This is a genomic window from Bacillus sp. PPSBB_11 (genome assembly GCF_038023285.1).
Taxonomy (GTDB): Bacteria; Bacillota; Bacilli; order Bacillales; family Bacillaceae; genus Bacillus; species Bacillus altitudinis.
On the sequence record NZ_CP150633.1, the window covers coordinates 3,296,490 to 3,317,407 of the forward strand.

Sequence of the window (20,918 nt, forward strand, 5' to 3'; positions counted from 1 at the left end):
GCGCTACGGGAATCACAGGTTCAACTGGAGAAACTGGTGCCACGGGTATCACAGGTTCAACTGGAGCTACTGGTGCTACAGGAATTACAGGTTCAACCGGACCTACTGGGACCACTGGCAGCACGGGTGCAACTGGTGCCACTGGAGGCACCGGTCCAACTGGAGCTACCGGAATCACTGGTGCCACTGGAGGCACCGGTCCAACTGGAGCTACCGGAATCACTGGTGCCACTGGAGCTAGCGGTCCAACTGATACGGCACTTTATGCTGGAAATACAACAGGTCCTACAATCATTACTATTGCTGGTGGTACGAACATTGCTTTACCAAGTAATCAAAATATTAATGGATTTACGCCGAATGGTTCAAATGATACATTCACAGTCCAGCAAACAGGTAAATACTATATCACATATCAAGTAAATACCACTACTGCACTTTTAGTGAGCACAAGGCTATGGTTGAATGGATCAACTGCTATTCCAGGTTCAATTCAGTCCTCTGCCGTATCCACAACTTTTATGAGCAATACAGTTATTGTCAATTTAACAGCAGGAAATACAATTTCATTACAATTTTTCGGAGCGGTTGTAACAGCCATTCTAATAGGTGGTGGTGCAACCGGTGCATCGCTTACCATCATTAGACTCAGCTAAGTGAGACGAAGATAAAAAAAGAAAGGCTCTGTCAGCCTTTCTTTTTTCTATCTTCAATTACGCTTATACAATGGTCAATATCAGGAGATTGCAAAAGGTGAAAAATAGACTGTATGAAAGAAAACTCTAAATTCCACCATTCTAATAACTGAAGTTTTTCAATGATATCCGAAGAAAACCGATATTTCATGAGCCGCTGCGGGTTCCCTGCGACAATCGCATATGGAGGCACATCTTTTGTAATCAGACTATTTGCTCCAATGACTGCCCCGTTTCCTATCTGTACTCCTGACATGATTGTTGCTCCATATCCAATCCAAACATCGTGCCCTATACACACATCCCCTTTTGATCGTGGATGTCCTTTAATATGGGCAGCATCTGTGAAAATTTGATTGAAGGGATATGTGGTGACCCAATCTGTTCGGTGTTCACCACCAAGAAAAACTTTTACTTCGTTTGCGATGGAACAAAACTTCCCTACATTCAGCGTTGTTCCTTCTCCCCACGTCAAGACTTGAAAATCTGGTCCGGCATAAGTGAAGTCACCGATATCATACGAACTGAGCTCACTTCTTTGATTTAAAAACATAGAAGATCAGACCCCCTACAAAGTAATCGATCTTCGTATGTATATGCCAGATGATAGGCTCACATTATGATTGGACAAGTGCAACGATCTGCTTTTTCTTCCATACCAGTCGATAATAGCTGTATTGGAGCAATAAGTTTACAAAAAAGGCTGCAGGATATCCTATCCATATTCCTTTGATCCCAAGCGATGTATGGTGTGATAGCACATAAGCCACTGGTACTTCAACAAGCCAAATGGAACAAATACTAAAGATGGTCGGCCATAGAACTGTGCCACTTGCTCTCATTGTGGCTGCAACGATTTGTGCTGTTCCAAAAATGAGATAGCTCCATAGGGTGATCACGACCAAACTATATGCAACATCAATTGTTGCAGGATCTGTTAAAAAGATAGATAAAATTTGTGGTGCGAAAATATAGACGAAAATAATAATCAATCCGCCTATCGCAAAGTTTAGCCCCAGCCCAATTTTAATGACATCTTTCAAACGATTCATGTTTCCTGCGCCAATGAATTGTGCGGCGAAGATAGAAACAGCAATACCAAGGCTCACTGCGGGCATCTGTACATAACTTACGACTTGGTTAACAACGCCATAAGCTGCGGTCGCCTGTGATCCATAATCGTTGACAAAAGAAATGACAGCAATTTCTGATAAAGAAATGAGAATCATATTAATACTAGAAGGGATACTTAACTTTAATAGCGTTTTTAATAAATCCCCTTTCATCAATAGATGCTTTCTAACCGACGCATCAATGCGCAGCGGGTGCTTTGTTTTATAAAGGTAGATATGAAGAATGATAAACGTAACGATTGTAGAAATCACAGAAGAATACGCAGCACCATATAAACCAAATGCCGGTAAACCAAGCCAGCCGAATAATAAGATCGGTAGCAGTAAAATATTTGTTCCTGTACTAATCATTAAGAAATAAAATGGAGTTTTCGAATCTCCTGTTCCTCGTAAAAAAGTTGTATAGACAAAATAAAGAAATAAGATGGGCATGGAGATGAATAGGATTCTGGCATATGCCGCACTTTCCTCCACAATATTTGCAGGTGTCCCCATCAAATGTAAAATATCTGTGGCAAAAAAACCTCCAATGACAGCTAAAGAAAGTCCGATTAAAAAGGTGAACGAAAGCGTTGTACCGATAATTTCCTTTAACCTCTGATCATTTTTTGCTCCGTATGCTTGTCCAATCAGGATCGAGCTCCCTGATCCAATCCCAATGGAAAAAGAAACAAGTAAAAAGAAAAGTGGAAAGAATGCCGAAATCGCAGCTACTGCATCCTCTCCAATCCATCTACCGACAAGCACAATGGAAACAAGCTGTCCAATTGATTGCAAAATATTGCTTAATAAAAGTGGAATTAGAAAGATCGACATGGTTTTTACTAAAGATTGATTATTATCTAACGTCATGATGGTTCTCCTTCTCTGTCTAAAGATCCTCAGCTAACATGCTGACAATTCGGTCTTCTATCTCTTTTCCTTTTTCGTCATCAACGAGATGATTCAATAAGATGGAAAAAGCAAGCGTTTTTCCACTCTGCGTTTCAATATATCCAGATAGTGTGCTGACCGTTGATAGTGTACCTGTTTTTGCACGCACTTTTTCTAGTGTAGCTGGTTCTTTCAATCTATTTCTTAATGTACCTCCCACCATACGCTCACTTGCCCCAGCTAACGGAAGTGCATGGACATAGGTGTTAAACCATTTTTCCTTTTGAATGTTTGTCAAAAATAACGTGAATTGATTTGCAGAAACAAGGTTAATCGGTGATATGCCTGATCCGTCTCTCAACACAGTCATAGATGCATCGATGCCATAGGCAGGAAGACGTTCATTCAGCACGTCAAGCCCTTTGTCAAAACTTCCTTTGTTCTTTACCCGCTTCCCAAGTTCTTTTAACAGAATTTCTGCATGTGTATTGTTGCTTAATTTCATCATCGGAACAAGAAGATCGGATAAAGGCATTGATGTATGGGAAGCGATTTTTTTCGCTTTTTTAGGAACTTGTTTTGTTTTGAGTGGTCCTTTCAGCTGAATCCCCTCAGCCTTTAATGCTCGTTTCATTAAGTCTAAAGCATACGTTGTCGGTTCCCATAATGCGACCCATTGTTTAGACGAGGATGCTTTTAGCGGAATCGTTCCAGTCAGTGTAATTTTGTTTGTACCGTGAGAGCGTTTAAAAGATATTTTCTTCTTTCCACCTTCTGGCACAGTTTGCACTTGATTGACAACTTGAGCGACGTCAGTCTTCGGGATCATCTCATAGCTGGCCTTCTGCCCTGCTTTCTTTCCCGGCTTAACTTCGAGAATGATCGTCCCTGCATCATAATCCTCATTCGGTGAAGCAGTAAGAGCAGATATTTGAGCGCCGTAATATTGATCTTCATCACTCCACGGCAGATCGATGGAATACCTTGTGTCATCAAACCAAGTATCATCAGCTGCAAGCTGTCCACGAATCGTATGTATTCCGGCCTTTTTGACTTGTTTGGCTAATGCGGCAAAATCGCTTTCTAACAATGTCGGGTCTCCAGAGCCTCGGAGATAAAGATTGCCGTGCAATGTTTTTTTGTGAATTGAACCATCTATCCAAACGTCTGTTGGAAAAGTGTGTGTTTCACCCAGTAGATCGAGTGCGATAGCAGATGTGAGTAATTTCATATTAGAAGCAGGAGTCAGACGGATGTCCGCTTGATGTTCATAAAGAAGAGAAGTGTCAGAAGTATCGCGTACGCTGATGCCAGCAATTGCGCCCTCTAAATCAGGTGCTGTTCGAATGAATTCGTCTAAAGAAGTGATCCATTTTGATTGATCATCATGAGCTGTTAGTTGTTCATCTTTCACTGAAAAAGGGAGAAATAACATCGACAAAATACATAGTTGTAAAAACATGACCTGTGAGAAACGTTTCACGCAATCCCTCCTTTTTAGAAAAGCAGCCAAATTTAGCAGATTATGTTCATTATACACAAAAGAACGTTTGTTCTCAAAGGTTTTTTAAACAGAAAAGTCAGCTTTCTTTGACGAAAACTGACAAGCCTCTTTTACCTTTTTTCAGGATTCCAGCCATCGCTTCCGCTAAGCACGGCTTGAACGGTGATTTGACTTGCTTCGTTTTTTGTTAATATCGTTGACCACTTCACCCGGTTTGCCACATGACTCCCTGCGCCCGTTGATCCATATTCTTGATATCTAGCCGTTCTTTCGTTGTCTTTGTTCTCCCAGTTATGCCATCCCTCAGCTTTAATATGTTCATCCATTTTTGTTTGGAGGAACGTGACAGCCGAATGAGGTCTCCACGGACGGCCTAAGTACACAGATTGAGACGCAGACGTTCCTTTATTTAACGTGGAATCAATAAAAACGTAGCCATACTTTTGCGCTTCTGTTGTGGATGCCGCTGTAATATATCCATTTCCAAGACTTTTTATTTCAGCTCTTTTAAATACAGCCGTTGCTGAACCAAAGATGAAGTCAACCGTGCCCTCGATATAGCAATCTTCATAATATTGTCTCCCTGTGCCTGTGGCATAAAGTGTATCTTGATAACCGAGAACACGTACGTGTTTAAACACAGCCCGGTCCCCGGATACATAAAGGGCAACCGCCTGCCCTGCGTTTCGGCCAGCTGTATTTTGAAACGTGATATTTTCTGCGTAAAAATGATTTGCCCGAATCATTGTACTAGAGCTATTGGTTGTGCTCCCGCTGCTTGCATTTGTATCATCATACGTCAGAATCGTCTGATACTGATTTTCTCCAATAAAGGACACATACGGCTTATTTTGCGGAAGGAGAATCTTTTCTTTATACACACCATTTTTAATATATATCGTCGTTTGCTGTTGATTGTTCACTGGTATCGCATCAATGGCAGATTGAACCGTTCGAAATGTCCCATTTCCTTTTTGGTCGACAATAAGCACGCGGTTTGTTTGATGGTTGTGTCCAGCTGCTTGCGCATAAGCTGAGTCAAAAAGCAGTAAGGCCAATACCATCATCAGCAGTCGTTTTCCATACTTCATCACACATCTCCCCCTTATATTGTGAACGTTTTCATTGACGTATTCTTTTTGATCCTATTCAGTTATAAAACAAAAAAACACAAAAAAACATCCACTGTGTTAGGTTGTGGATGTTTTTTCATATTTCATCGCATAAATTCCTTCATTTTCAATCCATTCACAAAATAGGACGTCTTTATAGGAGGATATGTGCTGTTTTTTCAATTGCTCTCTCAGCCACGCTTCATCAAATCCAGCTTCCTTTAAATCTTTTTTTAAAATCTCTCCGTCGATAATAAACGTTCTAGGCAATGTGACTTCTTTTCCTTTCACGTTCACATCTTCGGCTGTAGCTGGTGCATATTTCATTTTCGGAAGCACACTCACAGACCCATCCGTTTCCAAAATGGCAAATTCAATTTCATTAAGAGCAAAATGCCCTTTCGCTCGAATCAGCGTCTGCAGCTGATTTAAATCAAGCATATTTTTCTTTAATCGATTGTAGTGAATCTTTCCTTTATCAATCACAAGAGTCGGTCTTCCCTCTAAAAAAGCGCGAATGGATTTGAATTTTTGTGAAAGCCATTCAACTGTGTAGATTAAAACGCCCCAGACTGCAACTGCAAAAAGGATATGTAGCACGCTGACTTCTGGATCAAAAATGGCGTTACCAACCATCTCCCCTAAAATCAGTGCAGAAATAAAATCAAACGGCGTGATTTGTGCAAATTGTGTTTTCCCTAATAGCTTTGTAATGGAAAATAAAGCGAAAAATCCGATAAAGAGTTCAATCAAAATATTAAAAAATGGCACACATATACCTTCCTTTCTCACTGCATGTACTTACAGCATGTACAGGAAAGGAAGGTTCTAAACCATTTATGAAGGCAGTAAAATAAAGACGTCGTCTCCCTCAACCAATGCTTCATATGTTTTCACGCATCCATGATCTGGTTCTTGAACATTTCCTGATGAAAGGTTGATTTTCCAATCATGCATTGGACAGAAGACATGATCTCCGCTCACCATTCCTTCAGCTAGTACACCGCCTTTATGAGGACAGCGATTTTCAATGGCTTTGAACTGCTTGTTAGAGGTTTGAAAAACAGCTAATTCAAGTGGACCGGCTGCGACTGTTTTCCCTAGCTGCAATGGAAAATCTGATATTGTACCAATATGAACTTTTACAATTGAAACTGTCATCTGATCTCATCCCTTCAATTGATTTAGACGGAAGCAGTTGCCTTTTGAAATAATTGTCTTGTTTCTGTTTCGTTCTCTCGAATCTCTTGCCACGGTTCTTCATAAGTTGAAAGTGCGATGTCCATTCTTTCGATGAGTGCTGCACGTTTCTTGTCATCTAGCAGGACCGTTTGGATATGATTCAATCCAAGCCGTTCAACCCAAGCGGATGTTCTCTCTAAATAATTTGCGGTTTCTCTGTAATATTGAAGGTAGGCTGCGGCCATTTGTTCTACTTCTTCTGCTGTACTTACTTTCATTAATAAGTCTCCAGCTCGTAAATGTGTCCCTCCATTCCCGCCAGCATACAATTCAAATCCCCCATCGATACCTACGATGCCAAGATCTTTAATCCCAGATTCAGCACAGTTTCTTGGACAGGCTGATACGGCCATTTTGACTTTGTGCGGTGTGGCAAGTCCTTCAAATTTCTTTTCAAGTGCGATCCCAAGAGAAATGGAATCCTGCGTTCCGAATCTGCAAAATTGTTCTCCAACACAAGTTTTGACGGTTCTTAATGATTTTCCGTAAGCATAACCAGACGGCATATCTAAATCAGCCCATACTTTTGGTAAATCTTCTTTTTTGACACCTAAAAGGTCGATTCGCTGCCCTCCAGTCATTTTCACAAGCGGTATCTCATATTTGTCAACGACATCCGCTATTTTTCTCAGGTCATTAGCATTTGTCACGCCTCCGTACATACGTGGAACGACCGAATAGGTACCATCGTTTTGGATGTTGGCATGCATTCGTTCATTCACAAATCGCGAGCTTTTTTCATCTTTGTAGTCAAGCGGATACATCATCCCTAAATAGTAATTCAGTGCAGGCCGGCACTTTGAACAGCCTTCTTCTGTTTCCCAGTCAAGTACATTCATCACTTCTTTGACATGCTGCAAACCTTTCTCTTTTATTTCATGAATCACTTCATCTCTTGATAAGGTGGTGCAGGCGCAGATGGTTTCTTTTTGCGCAGTGCGGTTTGCATCATCGCCTAAAGTGTGCCATAAAATCTCTTCCACAACAGGTTGGCAGCCTCCGCATGACCGAGAAGCACTTGTACATTGCTTGACCTCTTGTATAGTCGTTAGGCCTTCTTTTTGAATAGCTGCCACTATTTGACCTTTTGAGACACCATTACAGCCACAAACGATATGGTCGTTTGCCATTTGTTCAATCGTGTTTTCTTGCGCCAGCTCATTTGATGTTAAGACAGATACTTTTTCCATATCTGACATATCAACACCTTCTCTAATGTACGAGAATAAACGTGGTCCATCGCTTGTTTCTCCAAACATGACGGCGCCGACTAATCGGTTTTGCTGGAAGACTAGTTTTTGATAAATACCTTGCTGTTCATCAAAAATTTTAATCGCTTTTTTCTCATCGTTTTCGATAAAATCTCCAGCTGAAAATACATCAACCCCTGATACTTTTAGCTGTGTCGATAGTACAGATCCTTCATAAGGCGTCGGGGCCATATCACAAACATGCTTCGCAAGCACGTTTGCTTGATCGTATAATGGCGCAACAAGACCGTACGTTTGTCCTCTATGTTCAACACATTCTCCGACTGCGTAAATCCGCGGGACACTTGTTTCCATGAAATCATTGACGATAATCCCCCGGTTCACTTCAATGCCGCTCGTTTCGGCAAGCTTGTGATTCGGTTTAATTCCTGCTGCCATGACCACCATATCTGTCTCTAATGTAGAACCATCTGAAAATGTTAGCCCTTCTACCCTTGTATCTCCTAAAATCTCATTTGTCTGTTTTCCTAATAGAAAGCTCATGCCTTGTTTTTCTAAAGCTGCTTGCAGAAGCTGACCTGCCACCGGATCGAGCTGCCGGTCCATTAGATGAGAGCCAAGATGAATGACGGTCACTTCCATTCCTAAGTTTAGTAGACCACGCGCGGCTTCAAGTCCAAGGAGCCCGCCTCCAATGACGGCTGCTTTTTTGTACATCATAGATGCTTTGACCATTTCCTCTGTGTCTTGTAATGTACGAAAAGCTGTTACCCCTTTTTTATCGCTCCCTGGAATGGGCGGGATGAACGGGAGGGACCCTGTCGCTAAAATTAAACGGTCATAATGCACGGTCCGTCCTTGATCACTCATAACGGTTTGATTGTCTGGATCGATCTTCACAATGGTCTCATTTGTAAACAGCTGAATATGATGTTCTTTGTACCAATTCCAATCGTTTAACGTAATATCCTCTGTCTTTGTATCCCCTTGGAGAACTTTCGATAAAAGAATCCGATTATAGTTAGGATACGGCTCAGTTCCAAATACAGTCATGTCGAATCGTTCATTGTCTGTTTTTAAAATGTTTTCGAGCGTTCGGATACCAGCCATACCATTCCCTACTAATACGAGTTTTTCTTTCATGAAAAACACCCCTCATGTGATCGTTTTTTAGAAAGTACCATAATCTAAACAAAGATGGAAAATACATGTTAAAATTTCTCACATAGTTTTCAATTCTTGTAGGCTGACAGCTGTACAGGACAATATTTAAAACCTGGCATTTTACTGTGTGGATCTAACTGTTTACCAATTAATAGGTTAATTGATTGATGTTTATTCCAGTGAAACGGAACAAACACAGTATCTTTTCGGATGCTATCTGTTATGTGGCACCTCATGATGACACTACCTCGTTTTGACTGGATGGTGACGAGCTCCCCGTGCTGAAGTCCATAAGCTTCGGCTGTGTCAGGATGAAGCCCTACATAAGCTTCAAACTGCCGGGCAACAAGAGAGGTGCTTTTTCTTGTTTGAACGCCCGTTTGGTAATGAGCCATCACCCTGCCGGTCGTTAAATAGAGTGGATATTCTGGACTGACTGGTTCTTTTGCACCCTGTTGTCCATGTGCAACGACTGCAAATTTTGCTAATTTATCAGGATGTGAGAATTGATGCTCAAATAGTCTTTCTGTTCCTCGGTCTTCCAAATGAGAGCAGGGCCATAATATGCCTTGCGTCTTCCTTAACCTGTCATAGGTCATACCGGAATAATCGGCTTTGGCTCCTTTCGTTGCTGTTCTCAATTCCTCAAAGATGTCTTCTGCAGATGAAAAAGAAAAAGAGCCGCCTTTGCCTAATACTGCTGCTATTTCACAAATGATTTGCCAATCGTGCTTTCTTTGGTGTTTGAGTGGATAGGTTGCTTCTCTCAGCGTAACGCGTCCTTCTATGTTCGTCATGGTCCCTTCGTCCTCTAAATATGACGAAGCTGGTAAAATAACATCTGCGAGTGCAGCCGTCTCAGAGATAAATAAATCAATTGCGACAAAAAAGGACAGCTGCTCGATGGCTTTTTTGATAAAGCTTGCATGCGGACCTGATTGAACAGGATTAGAACACATTAAAAAGAGCGCTTTTATCTCTCCTTTCTGCATTTTTTCAAACATTTCAAAAGCAGATACACCTTTTCCAGGCAGTTCTTTTTCATCGATATTCCATATTTCGGCCATTTCTTTTCTATGTACTGGGTTTGTGATATCACGGTAACCAGGAAGCTGATCTGCTTTTTGTCCATGTTCTCTTGCACCCTGTCCATTTCCTTGCCCAGTAATGGCACCATATCCACACCCAATCCGGCCAATTTTCCCAGTAACAAGCAGAATATTCAGGAAATTACGAACGGATGCTGTCCCGTCTATTTGCTGCTCAATGCCTCTTGCAGTCAGAATCATTCCTGTTTTTTCGCGGGCGAATTTTCTCGCTATTTTTTGAATGACTTTCATCGATACACCGGTTTGCTGCGTAATGTCTTGCAGGGACATGTGTGAAATATGCTGTTTCATTTCTTGAAAACCTGATGTTCGTTTTTTAATAAATTCTTCGTCTAGTAACTGTTCATGAAGCATGACGTGTAAGATTCCATTTGCGAGTGCAGCATCTGACCCAGGCCTTAAGCTGACATGTAAGTCAGCTAGTTTGGCTGTTGCTGTTTTTCGCGGATCGATCACGATGAGAAATGCCCCGTTCTTTTTAGCTTCTTCCAAATACGGTATGAGGGTCGGCTGACATTCCGCTATATTGGTTCCAACCAATAGTAAAACCCGGGCATGCTTGATGTCACGAAGCGGAAAGGTTAGACCCCGATCAAGTCCAAATGTTTGGTTAGCTGCTGTTGCTGCTGAAGACATACACAGTCTTCCATTGTAATCAATGTATTTCGTTTTAAGGGCGACCCTTGCAAATTTTCCGAGTAAATAAGCTTCTTCATTTGTAATCGATGCACTACCATAAACACTGATAGCATCGTTCCCATGTTCCGTCTGAAGGGTTTGAGTGCGTGCTTTGATTTCGTCAAGTGCCTCCTGCCAAGTCACTTTGACAAATTGACCGTTTCTTTTGATGAGGGGGTGATTCAATCGTTCCTTGTGCAGTGCGTGCTGGTGAGCATGCTGCCCTTTCATACAGATCCTGCCGAACGTGGTTGGATTATGAATACCTATCGTCTGGTAGCGTGTTCGCCCTTCTGCGTGCTGCTCGACTAATTGCATTTTGCACTGCATACTGCAAAACGGACATTGAGATGGGAACACCCTTTTTCGCTCTTGCTGCTCTGATGTTTGCTGCACATATTGTAAAAAAGATTGATTCATACATTCACACCCTTTTGTCTACTTTGCTCAAATTGCTCGCAGAGCTCTTCTCTCATTTCCTCATCGAGCAATTTTTCTCGGATGGAAATGATGCCGTTTTTTTGGATCCAGTCTCCAATAGATTCTTGAAAATATGCACGTTTTCTATAGTCTTCAAGCAGTGCTTTTAAAAAAGGAATCAGCTCATCCGTTCGGCTCACAGAATAAAAAAGCTGACCTGCCTTAGGTTGACGTATGCTGCCTCCTATATAAATGTCCCATTCATCCAGCTGCTTCTTGATGCAGATGTCATAGATGGGGCTGAAATGACATACGCAGGAAGGACCAGCGATATGAATCGATGTGACTGCAGGTAAAAGCGTGTTTTCTAGTTGTCTTTCGATCTCCATGACAAGTGTTGTGACAGATGGATCGTGACGACAATCACATGATAGAACATGAGAAAGTCTCTTGCTTTCTTGTGGCATGATGTGTCCATGTTCTTTTATAATATGGTCGGCCTCTTGTGAAATACCGATCAGCCGAATTCGTTTATTCTCCGTTAGTTCTACGTGCTGAATTTGCTTTTGCTCTAATAATCCGGTTATCATCTGTAAAAATGTCAGATCAAGACGGCCACCATATAACTGAGGCATTAGTATGGGCTCATGATCTGATGGGCTGTCTTTTACGAAAAGATCTTGAAACTGCTCAAGATAGTATGGAATGGCTGCTCGGCACTTGTCACAGCCGTTATCTGTCATCCAATCAAATTGTCTTCTTACTTGCTCTTCATTCAGCGGCTGCTGCTTTTTTACATACGAAAAAATGGTCTCTTCCTCTACATTTGTGCACGAGCAAAACGTGTCCAGTGCTTCCGTTAGCTGATTTGATGAGACATGGCAGCAGGCACGAACAAGCTCTTGACAGCCTCCGCAGCCCGTTGCGGCCCCTGTCTGTTTTTTTATCTCTTCTAAATTTGTCAGCTGATGGACCGATATGCTTTTGAATATCGCTCCCTTCGTCACCGTGTGGCATTGGCAGATGAGATCCTCTGTTTTTAATGAATCTAAAGGGGATATCTGCTCTTCATTCAGTGATTTCATGACTACGCTTTTATCACGCCCCACTTTTACATCCTGCAAAAGCTGCTCAGCTCTCTCAAGTTGACCAACTAATACAACGCCTGTGAGCACATCATGTTCAAACACTAGTTTTTTATATACTTCTTGTTCTTCATCTAAGTAAGTCACCACTGAAGCGGAGGGGGATCGGTTTACAATACTGCCAGCAGAATAAATAGATATGTCATTTGCTTTCAATTTTGTTGAATAAATGGCAGGAGGTAAATTCGTGACCAGTTCATCTAATAAATGATTCGCAAGCACGTTTGCTTGTTCATAAATAGGCTGCACAAGACCGTGCACCATTCCCTTATGCTCTGCACATTCTCCAATAGCATAAATATTCTCAACGTTTGTCTGCATGACATCATTTACAACAATGGCTTTTCTTGTATGAATGCCGTGCTGTTTTGCAAGCTCTATATTCGGACGGACCCCTGTTGTGAAAACCACGAGATCAGCATCCACGATGTCTCCACTTTTTAACAGAACGCCTTCTACTCTCTCGTTTCCTAAACATGCAATCGTATGAGCATTTGTTTTTACCTGAATCCCCTTGCGACTTAATTGTTGAGACAAAAGCCCTGCAGCGGTTTCATCTAATTGGCGTTGCATAAGCCAATCCGTGTGATGAATCAAGGTTGTCTTCAGTCCAGCGATCTGTAAACCAGCGGCCACTTCCACACCAAGTACACCACCTCCAATGACTGCTGCACGCTCATAGCGTAAAGAATCAGCGTAAATGGCCTCATAATCGTCAATCGTACGAAAAGCATAGACCCCTTTTTTGGATACGCCTTGTATAGGTAGAAAATGAGGCGATGAGCCTGTGGCGATAACCAGTTTGTCATACGGGATATTCCGGCGTGCTTCTGTCATGAGCAATTGACGCTTTGTATCGATGTGGACAACTGCTTCGCCTGTTTGGATGGTGATGTCATGTTTGGTGTACCATTCTTTTGGCTTTAGTTCAATTTGAGACAATGATTCACTTTTTTGTAAAACCGATGAAAGTTTTATTCGGTTGTAGGCCGGGTGCTTCTCTTTTCCAATGATCGTGATGGAATAGCGTTCTGGCTGATTCTTTACGATATGCTCGATACATTTCATACTCGCCATGCCGTTTCCGATAAACACGAGTTTACGTTTTGCCATGTGAGATCAACCTTTCTAGCTTTTTGCGCCAAAGCAATGTTTGCCTAGATTATGGCACACATTTGTAAAAAAGTGTTTATCCATGTCATTTTTTCTAACACAATACTTCCATTCCTTCTATCAACTCGCTATCTTTAAGTCAGAAAATTCAAAATAAAGGAGTGGTTTTGTGAAACTCTCAGAATTGACTTCTAGTGGTCATCCTAAGACATTGTTTGGTTCATTTTTATATTTTGACGTGAGTTTCATGATTTGGGTTTTGCTGGGGGCACTCGGTGCTTTTATTGCACAAGATTTTGCCTTATCGACAATAGAAAAAGGCATGATTGTAGCCATTCCGATTTTATCCGGATCTTTTTTTCGAATTGTGCTAGGCCTATTAACAGACCGAATGGGACCTAAAAAAACAGCGATGATGGGCATGATTTTGACCACCATTCCGCTTATATGGGGGTTTTTCGGTGGTACAACCCTTTCAGAGCTAGTACTGATCGGGATTTTATTAGGGGTTGCAGGTGCGAGTTTTGCGGTCGCTTTACCGATGGCAAGCCGCTGGTACCCTCCTCATTTACAAGGGGTAGCGATGGGAATTGCCGGCGCCGGAAACAGCGGAACACTGATCTCGACACTCTTTGGACCAAGGCTTGCGGAGATGTATGGCTGGCATACAGTGATGGGGCTCGCTCTTATTCCTTTAAGTTTCGTCTTTTTGTTTTTTATTTTCACAGCAAAAGATGCACCAAACCAGCCCGCCCCTCAGCCGCTTCGGTCCTATTTTTCAGTCTTTCAAGTGAAAACAACGTGGTTTTTCTGCCTGCTTTATGCGATTACATTCGGTGGTTTTGTCGGCCTTTCAAGTTTCTTGAGTATTTTCTTTGTGGACCAATATGCGATTTCAAAAATTCATGCCGGTGATTTTGTGACGCTTTGCGTGGCGGCAGGCAGCTTCTTTCGGCCAGTTGGCGGTTTGATTGCCGATAAAATTGGCGGGATGAAAGTACTGCTCGGTTTATTTGCTTTGATTGGTATCTGTTTAGGGGCAGTGAGTAGTCTACCTGCTTTACCAGTGGTCATTGCGCTTTTATTTGTCGGAATGATGTGTCTTGGTATGGGGAATGGGGCGGTGTTCCAGCTTGTGCCGCAAGTGTTTCATAAGGAAATTGGGATTGTGACTGGAATTGTAGGGGCTGCAGGAGGCATTGGGGGATTCTTTTTACCAAACGTTCTTGGCAGTTTAAAAGAAATGACGGGCTCCTATACATTTGGCTTTTTGACCATTTCTCTTTTTGTTCTTGCTGTCTTCCTCTGTTTGGTTGTCTCCCAGTTCAAACGTAAAAAAGTCATTATCCAGCCAACCATGTCTGAATCATAAAAAGCCATGACCACTCTTTGGTCATGGCTTTTCTCTATATATGGTAAACACCCTTTGTTTGACCTATTTTGGCAGAACCGAACTCCCCATTAAATAACGGTCTACCTCATGCGCCACTTGTCTGCCTTCGTTAATTGCCCAGACAATCAAGCTTTGACCGCGTCTTGCATCTCCCGCTGCAAATACGCCTTCTACATTCGTCGTATATTCCCCATATTTTGCGTCAATCCGATTGTTTTTGCTGTCCACGCCAAAGTGTTTCACTAGCGGCTGTTCAGTTCCCTCAAAACCAATCGCAATAAAGACTAGCTGAGCTGGCCATACCTTCTCTGTTCCTGGAATCTCATGAAATTCAAACTTCCCTTGCTCGTTTTTCACCTTTTCCATTTGAATGGTATGAAGCTCTTTTAACTTCCCATTTTTATCAGCCACAATCTTTGTGGTTTGAATCGAATATTGCCGCGGATCTTCTCCAAATTTTGCTTGTGCTTCTTCGTAAGCATAATCTAGAGAGAAGACATAAGGCTGTTCTGGCCACATGTTATCCCCTACACGTGTATCTGGAAGCTTTGGATGCTTTCCGAATTGAACAACACTTTTTGCTTTTTGGCGAAGTGCAGTTGCGACGCAGTCAGCGCCTGTATCTCCTCCGCCAATCACAATGACGTCTTTCCCTTTTGCGTCAATAAAGTTTTTATCTTTGAATCCTGAATCAAGCATGCTTTTTGTTGCGAGTGTTAAATAATCCATTGCCAGGTGAATCCCTTTTGCTTCCCTGCCTTCAATTAACAGGTCACGCTGCTTTTGTGCACCTGTACAAAGGATGACCGCATCAAATTGCTCTTTCAGTTCATCAGCCGTGATATCCACACCAATTTCTGTATTGGTCACAAAGTCAATGCCTTCTTGTCTTAGCAGTTTAACTCTGCGCTCAACGACTTCTTTGTCGAGCTTCATATTCGGAATACCATAAGTGAGCAGTCCACCAAGACGATCAGATCGTTCAAACACGGTTACAGCGTGCCCTGCTTGGTTTAGTTGGTCTGCACTTGCCAGTCCTGCTGGTCCTGATCCGACAATGGCAACCTTTTTCCCTGTACGGCTTGAAGGAATTCTTGGTGTAATCCAGCCATTTTCAAAACCTTTATCAATGATCGTCCGTTCGATATTTTTAATCGATACTGCTGGATCATTGATCGCGACGGTACATGAGCCTTCACAAGGTGCTGGACATACTCTTCCAGTAAATTCAGGGAAATTGTTCGTTTTTTGTAGTCTTTCAAGCGCTTCTTTCCATCTGCCCCGGTAGACAAGGTCATTCCATTCTGGAATTAAATTGTAGATCGGGCAGCCAGAAACGCCGCCCCTGATCTCCATCCCAATTTGACAAAACGGTGTTCCGCAATCCATACATCTAGCACCCTGCTGTTTCAATACCTCATCTGTATAAGGAGCTGAATATTCTTTCCAGTCATTTTGACGAGTGAGAGGGTCACGTTCATTTGGCTTTTCTCTTTTATAATCCATAAAACCTGTTGCTTTGCCCATTGTCCTCTCCCCTTTCTTAATGAGCGAGGGCTGCTTTTTGCCCGTTTGCCGTTTCTTTATTTTTCGGTTTTGTGTTTGCTTCAAATGCGAACATAACAGCTTCCTCGTGGCTGAGGCCTGCTTGTTTTTGTTCCTCAATGCTTTGAAGCATCATTTTGTAATTTCTTGGAATGATCTTAATGAAGTGATTCTTTTCTTGTGCCCAATTCTCTAGAAGCGCTGCTGCTTTTGAGCTGTTTGTATAATCAAGGTGTTCCTGAATCATTTGCTTCACTTCTTGTTCTTCTTCGTGATCTGTGAGTTTTTCAAACATGATCATTTCCATGTTACACATTCTTTTGAACTGTTTTGCATCGGATGTATGCACGTAAGCGATACCGCCAGACATCCCTGCGCCAAAGTTCTTCCCAACGTCACCTAAAATGACAACACGTCCGCCAGTCATGTATTCACAGCCGTGATCACCGATTCCTTCAACGACCACATTGACACCTGAATTACGCACGGCAAAACGTTCACCTGCACGACCGTTAATAAACGCTTTTCCGCTTGTCGCGCCGTAAAATGCAACGTTACCGACAATCACGTTCTCATGTCCATTTTGTACAAAGTGATCAGATGTTTTGACAGCAATTTTGCCTCCAGAGAGTCCTTTGCCGATATAGTCATTTGAGTCACCTGTTAAATATAAAGACATCCCCTTTGGAACAAATGCGCCGAAGCTTTGTCCAGCTGAACCAGTGAACCGAAGTGTGATCGTATCCTCTGGCAGGCCTTCTTCTCCGTAGCGCTTAGACACTTCGCTGCCCGTAATCGTTCCAGCTACACGGTGAATGTTGCGAATGTTTAGTGACAGATCAACCGGTGTTTGATGATCGAGCGCTTCCTGTACATAAGGGAGAATCTCATTCATATCCAGTGATTCATCAATTTTATGATTTTGCGGCGTTCTGAATGTGCGTGGTCCCTCTGGCTGATAAAGCAGGGTTTCAAGGTTCAGCTGTCCTGCTTTCCAGTGTGATTTTGCTCTTTCACTTACTGATAAGACATCCGTACGCCCTATCAATTCATCCATTGATGTAAAGCCAAGTTCAGCTAAAATTTCTCTTACTTCCTCTGCAATAAACATCATGAAGTTGACAATGTGATCAGGGTCACCCATGAATTTTTTGCGAAGTTCCGGGTTTTGAGTAGCGACACCAACTGGGCAAGTATCTAAATGACATGCTCTCATCATGACGCATCCTAATACGACAAGTGGAGCTGTCGCAAAGCCGTATTCTTCTGCTCCTAAAATCGCAGCCATGACAACGTCGCGTCCTGTCATTAATTTGCCATCCGTCTCAAGAACGACTCGCTCTCGAAGGCCGTTTAAGACAAGGGTTTGATGCGCTTCTGCCAATCCAAGCTCCCAAGGAAGTCCTGTATGTTTAATACTTGTTTTCGGAGAAGCTCCAGTACCGCCATCATATCCACTAATTACGATGACATCCGCTGTCCCTTTTGCGACACCTGCTGCAATAGTACCAACGCCAGCTTTAGAAACTAGCTTGACACTGATGCGTGCATCACGGTTTGCGTTTTTCAAATCATGGATCAATTGAGCCAAATCCTCGATTGAATAAATATCATGGTGAGGCGGTGGTGAGATTAGGCCAACACCTGGCGTAGAACCACGTACGTCTGCGACCCAAGGATATACTTTATTTCCTGGCAGTTGTCCGCCTTCTCCCGGCTTTGCACCTTGCGCCATTTTAATTTGCAGTTCATCTGCATTGACTAAATAATGACTTTTCACGCCAAAGCGGCCAGAAGCAATCTGTTTAATCGCACTTCTGCGATCATCCCCGTGCTCATCTACTGTGAAGCGTGCAGGGTCTTCCCCGCCTTCTCCGCTGTTGCTTTTGCCGCCAATTCGGTTCATCGCAATCGCTAGTGCTTCATGCGCTTCTTTACTTAATGAACCAAATGACATCGCACCTGTCTTAAAGCGGCGTACAATGGATTCAGCAGATTCAACTTCTTCCAGACGAACTGGCTTTTGTTTTGAACGAAAAGCAAATAGATTTCTAAGGAAACCAATTCGTTCTTCATCCGCTGCCTTCGTATATTGCTTAAATAAATCATAATCTTCGTTGCGGCATGCCCACTGAAGGGTATGAATGGTTTTTGGGTTAAAGGCATGATACTCTCCATTTTTTCTCCACTGGAATTCACTGCCTGATTCTAGCGTTTGATCAGTTGATGCCTGATACCCAGCCTCATGACGAAGCTTTGCTTCACTTGCAATGGTGTCAAGATCAATACCGCCTAGCTGCGAAGCTGTTCCTGTGAAATACGCCTGGATGACATCTTCACTAATGCCGACTGCTTCAAAAATTTGTGCGCCTCGATAGCTTTGGACAGTGGAAATTCCCACTTTAGACATTACTTTAACTACGCCCTCAGTCACACTTTTCCCAAACTTTGTGACAGCTTCATCAAAGCTAATCGCAATCGCTTCTTCAGCAATAAGCTGTTTGTATGTTTCGTAAACGAGGTACGGATGGATCGCATCTGCACCGTAGCCAATCAGTGCGGCAAAATGATGAACCTCTCTTACTTCTCCAGATTCGACGATTAAGCTCACCTTTGTTCGTAAGCCTTGACGCACAAGATGCTGATGAAGTGCACTCAATGCAAGAAGTGGTGGAATCGGCACTTTTTCTTCCGTCATGTCACGATCAGAAAGAATTAGTAAAGATACCCCTTCACGAATGGCTTTTTCTGCCTCTTCAAACATCGCATCAAGACCACGTTTTAGGTCATCAGTGAAAAGTGTATGAATCGTTTTGCTTTTAAAGGCGTTATGAACAATCGTTTTCAAGCCGTTGAACTGCCCGCTTGTTAAAACTGGTGTATAAAGTTTAATTCTTCGGCATGAATATTCATTTGGATGTAAAATATCTCCCTCAGCACCTAACCAAGTCATGGTCGATGTAACGAGCTGCTCACGAATGGCATCAATCGGTGGATTCGTCACTTGAGCAAACAGCTGTTTGAAATAAGAAAACAGCGACTGCGCACGATCTGATAACACAGCAAGCGGTGTATCACTTCCCATTGAGCCGATTGGGTCCTTGCCTTCTTCTAGTAAAGGAATTAAATACTTTTGAATGTCTTCGTACGTATAATGGAAAGCACGCTGACGCGTTAACAAATCACTCATTATACTAGAATTTTCTGAATTTTCTTCCGAGCGATTGACGTGAACCATTTCTTCATCGAGCCATTTTTGATAAGGAAGTTCATTCGCAATCGAAGATTTCACTTCTTCATCAGAAATAATGCGTCCTTCTTCTAAATCGATTAACAGCATTTTACCTGGTTCAAGACGGTCTTTATACTTCACATCTTCTTCATTTGTGTCGATGACGCCGACCTCAGATGAGAAAATGATATGATCGTCATTTGTCACATAGTATCTCGCGGGTCTTAATCCGTTCCGGTCTAAGATGGCGCCGATTTGTTTACCATCCGTAAACGAAATCGCTGTCGGGCCATCCCACGGCTCCATTAACGAACTATGGTATTCATAAAATGCCCGTTTCTCTTTTGACATGTGCGTATTCTCCGTCCACGGCTCAGGAATCAGCATCATCGCTGTATGAGCAGGAGTACGCCCTGCAAGCACGAAAAATTCAAAGGCATTGTCTAAAATGGATGAATCACTTCCGTCTGCATTCAGCACTGGCAAAATCTTGTCTAGATCTTCTCCGAAGGCTTCAGACACGAATTGCTGTTCTCTTGCTCTCATCCAATTGATGTTTCCTCTTAATGTGTTGATTTCTCCGTTATGAATTAAGTAACGGTTTGGATGCGCTCGTTCCCATGTCGGGAATGTATTTGTACTAAATCTTGAATGAACGAGTGAAAATGCAGAAACAAATGTTTCATCCTGTAGATCAAGATAAAAAGCATCAACTTGATCTGATGTTAAAAGCCCCTTATATACGATGGTTTGACTCGACAGGCTGACAAAGTAAAATTGTTTTTCCTCTGCTGTTCCCCAGTTTTCAGCCTGCTTACGGATGACATATAGTTTTCGTTCAAATGACAAACGGTCTGTAATGTTGTCGTTTGCTCCGATAAAGACCTGTCTCACAACCGGACAGCTCTTCGCTGCAACCGTTCCAATTTTCCCAGCATCAACAGGGACCGTTCTCCAGCCAATTAATGTTTGCCCTTCTTGTTTAATGAAGCCGTTGATCTTTTGTTCGATCGCTTGACGCGTTTTGGCATCATCATCTTTTGAAAAGAACACCATTCCTACCCCGTAACGGCCCTTTTCTGGAAGTGCAAAGTCTTGGCAGTTCTTTCTAAAAAAAGCGTCTGGCAGTTGTACCATTAAACCGGCACCATCACCTGTATACGGATCACTGCCTTGCCCGCCGCGGTGATCAAGCTGGCACAGCATTTGCAATCCCTTTTTGACGATGCTATGTGTCGCCTCCCCTTTTAAATGGGCGTACAGTCCGATTCCACATGCATCATGTTCAAATTCAGGACGGTAGAGACCTTGTGGTTGTGGTAGTTGATTATAAGTCATCGTTTCTCTCC

The 20,918-nt window shown here is 42.6% G+C and carries 12 protein-coding genes and 1 pseudogene; 2 read left to right on the plus strand and 11 right to left on the minus strand.

The genetic code is table 11. The features are described 5' to 3' along the window. A pseudogene (locus V7L95_RS16085) lies at positions 1–656 on the plus strand (collagen-like protein); the annotation flags it as partial. Positions 657–687: 31 nt separating this feature from the next. Here the strand turns inward: V7L95_RS16085 and V7L95_RS16090 are convergent. The 9 genes from V7L95_RS16090 to nirB (V7L95_RS16130) form a co-directional block, all read right to left on the minus strand. Next, a complete protein-coding gene (locus V7L95_RS16090; RefSeq protein WP_008346603.1) occupies positions 688–1,248 on the minus strand; it encodes a CatB-related O-acetyltransferase in 561 nt (186 codons plus the stop codon). Between the two features lie 64 nt (positions 1,249–1,312). Further along, on the minus strand, positions 1,313–2,680 hold the full coding sequence (locus V7L95_RS16095; protein ID WP_008346601.1) for an MATE family efflux transporter: 1,368 nt from the start codon (positions 2,678–2,680) through the stop codon (positions 1,313–1,315). Positions 2,681–2,699: 19 nt separating this feature from the next. After that, positions 2,700–4,184 (minus strand): D-alanyl-D-alanine carboxypeptidase/D-alanyl-D-alanine-endopeptidase, encoded by a 1,485-nt coding sequence (dacB, locus tag V7L95_RS16100; protein ID WP_340967306.1) that lies wholly within the window; start codon positions 4,182–4,184, stop codon positions 2,700–2,702. A gap of 131 nt (positions 4,185–4,315) precedes the next feature. After that, positions 4,316–5,296, minus strand: coding sequence for a pectinesterase family protein (locus tag V7L95_RS16105; protein WP_008346597.1), 981 nt, complete (start codon positions 5,294–5,296; stop codon positions 4,316–4,318). Positions 5,297–5,395: 99 nt separating this feature from the next. After that, positions 5,396–6,088 carry a DUF421 domain-containing protein gene (locus tag V7L95_RS16110; protein WP_008346595.1) on the minus strand — a complete coding sequence of 231 codons (693 nt, stop codon included), beginning with the start codon at positions 6,086–6,088 and terminating at the stop codon, positions 5,396–5,398. A 66-nt stretch (positions 6,089–6,154) separates the two neighbouring features. Then, entirely contained in the window at positions 6,155–6,478 is a 324-nt protein-coding gene (nirD, locus tag V7L95_RS16115; protein ID WP_008346593.1) for a nitrite reductase small subunit NirD, read from the minus strand. A gap of 23 nt (positions 6,479–6,501) precedes the next feature. Beyond that, complete coding sequence (gene nirB, locus V7L95_RS16120) at positions 6,502–8,913, minus strand: nitrite reductase large subunit NirB (RefSeq protein ID WP_017358862.1); 2,412 nt, start codon at positions 8,911–8,913, stop codon at positions 6,502–6,504. Positions 8,914–9,002: 89 nt separating this feature from the next. Next, entirely contained in the window at positions 9,003–11,141 is a 2,139-nt protein-coding gene (locus V7L95_RS16125) for a nitrate reductase (RefSeq protein ID WP_146271422.1), read from the minus strand. Further along, a complete protein-coding gene (nirB, locus tag V7L95_RS16130; RefSeq protein ID WP_017367411.1) occupies positions 11,138–13,399 on the minus strand; it encodes a nitrite reductase large subunit NirB in 2,262 nt (753 codons plus the stop codon). Before nirB (V7L95_RS16130) ends, V7L95_RS16125 begins: the two co-directional genes overlap by 4 nt. Positions 13,400–13,568: 169 nt before the next feature. Between nirB (V7L95_RS16130) and V7L95_RS16135 the strand changes: the two genes are divergently transcribed. After that, positions 13,569–14,771, plus strand: coding sequence for a nitrate/nitrite transporter (locus tag V7L95_RS16135; RefSeq protein WP_008346586.1), 1,203 nt, complete (start codon positions 13,569–13,571; stop codon positions 14,769–14,771). Between the two features lie 63 nt (positions 14,772–14,834). Here the strand turns inward: V7L95_RS16135 and gltD are convergent, their stop codons facing one another. Both gltD and gltB read right to left on the minus strand, forming a co-directional pair. Further along, positions 14,835–16,319: a glutamate synthase small subunit gene (gltD, locus tag V7L95_RS16140; RefSeq protein WP_008346585.1), complete on the minus strand. Its 1,485-nt coding sequence runs from the start codon at positions 16,317–16,319 to the stop codon at positions 14,835–14,837. A 16-nt stretch (positions 16,320–16,335) separates the two neighbouring features. Next, positions 16,336–20,907, minus strand: a complete 4,572-nt coding sequence (gene gltB / locus V7L95_RS16145; RefSeq protein WP_057079436.1) for a glutamate synthase large subunit — start codon at positions 20,905–20,907, stop codon at positions 16,336–16,338. Between the last annotated feature and the right edge of the window lie 11 nt (positions 20,908–20,918).

Excerpts from the sequence above, each read along its gene's own strand:
- V7L95_RS16105 (WP_008346597.1), bottom strand. The coding sequence starts at position 5,296 with ATGAAGTATGGAAAACGACTGCTGATGATGGTATTGGCCTTACTGCTT.
- nirB (WP_017367411.1), bottom strand. The coding sequence starts at position 13,399 with ATGGCAAAACGTAAACTCGTGTTTATCGGAAACGGCATGGCGAGTATG.
- nirD (WP_008346593.1), bottom strand. The coding sequence starts at position 6,478 with ATGACAGTTTCAATTGTAAAAGTTCATATTGGTACAATATCAGATTTT.
- gltD (WP_008346585.1), bottom strand. The coding sequence starts at position 16,319 with ATGGGCAAAGCAACAGGTTTTATGGATTATAAAAGAGAAAAGCCAAAT.
- V7L95_RS16090 (WP_008346603.1), bottom strand. The coding sequence starts at position 1,248 with ATGTTTTTAAATCAAAGAAGTGAGCTCAGTTCGTATGATATCGGTGAC.
- V7L95_RS16125 (WP_146271422.1), bottom strand. The coding sequence starts at position 11,141 with ATGAATCAATCTTTTTTACAATATGTGCAGCAAACATCAGAGCAGCAA.
- gltB (WP_057079436.1), bottom strand. The coding sequence starts at position 20,907 with ATGACTTATAATCAACTACCACAACCACAAGGTCTCTACCGTCCTGAA.
- nirB (WP_017358862.1), bottom strand. The coding sequence starts at position 8,913 with ATGAAAGAAAAACTCGTATTAGTAGGGAATGGTATGGCTGGTATCCGA.
- V7L95_RS16095 (WP_008346601.1), bottom strand. The coding sequence starts at position 2,680 with ATGACGTTAGATAATAATCAATCTTTAGTAAAAACCATGTCGATCTTT.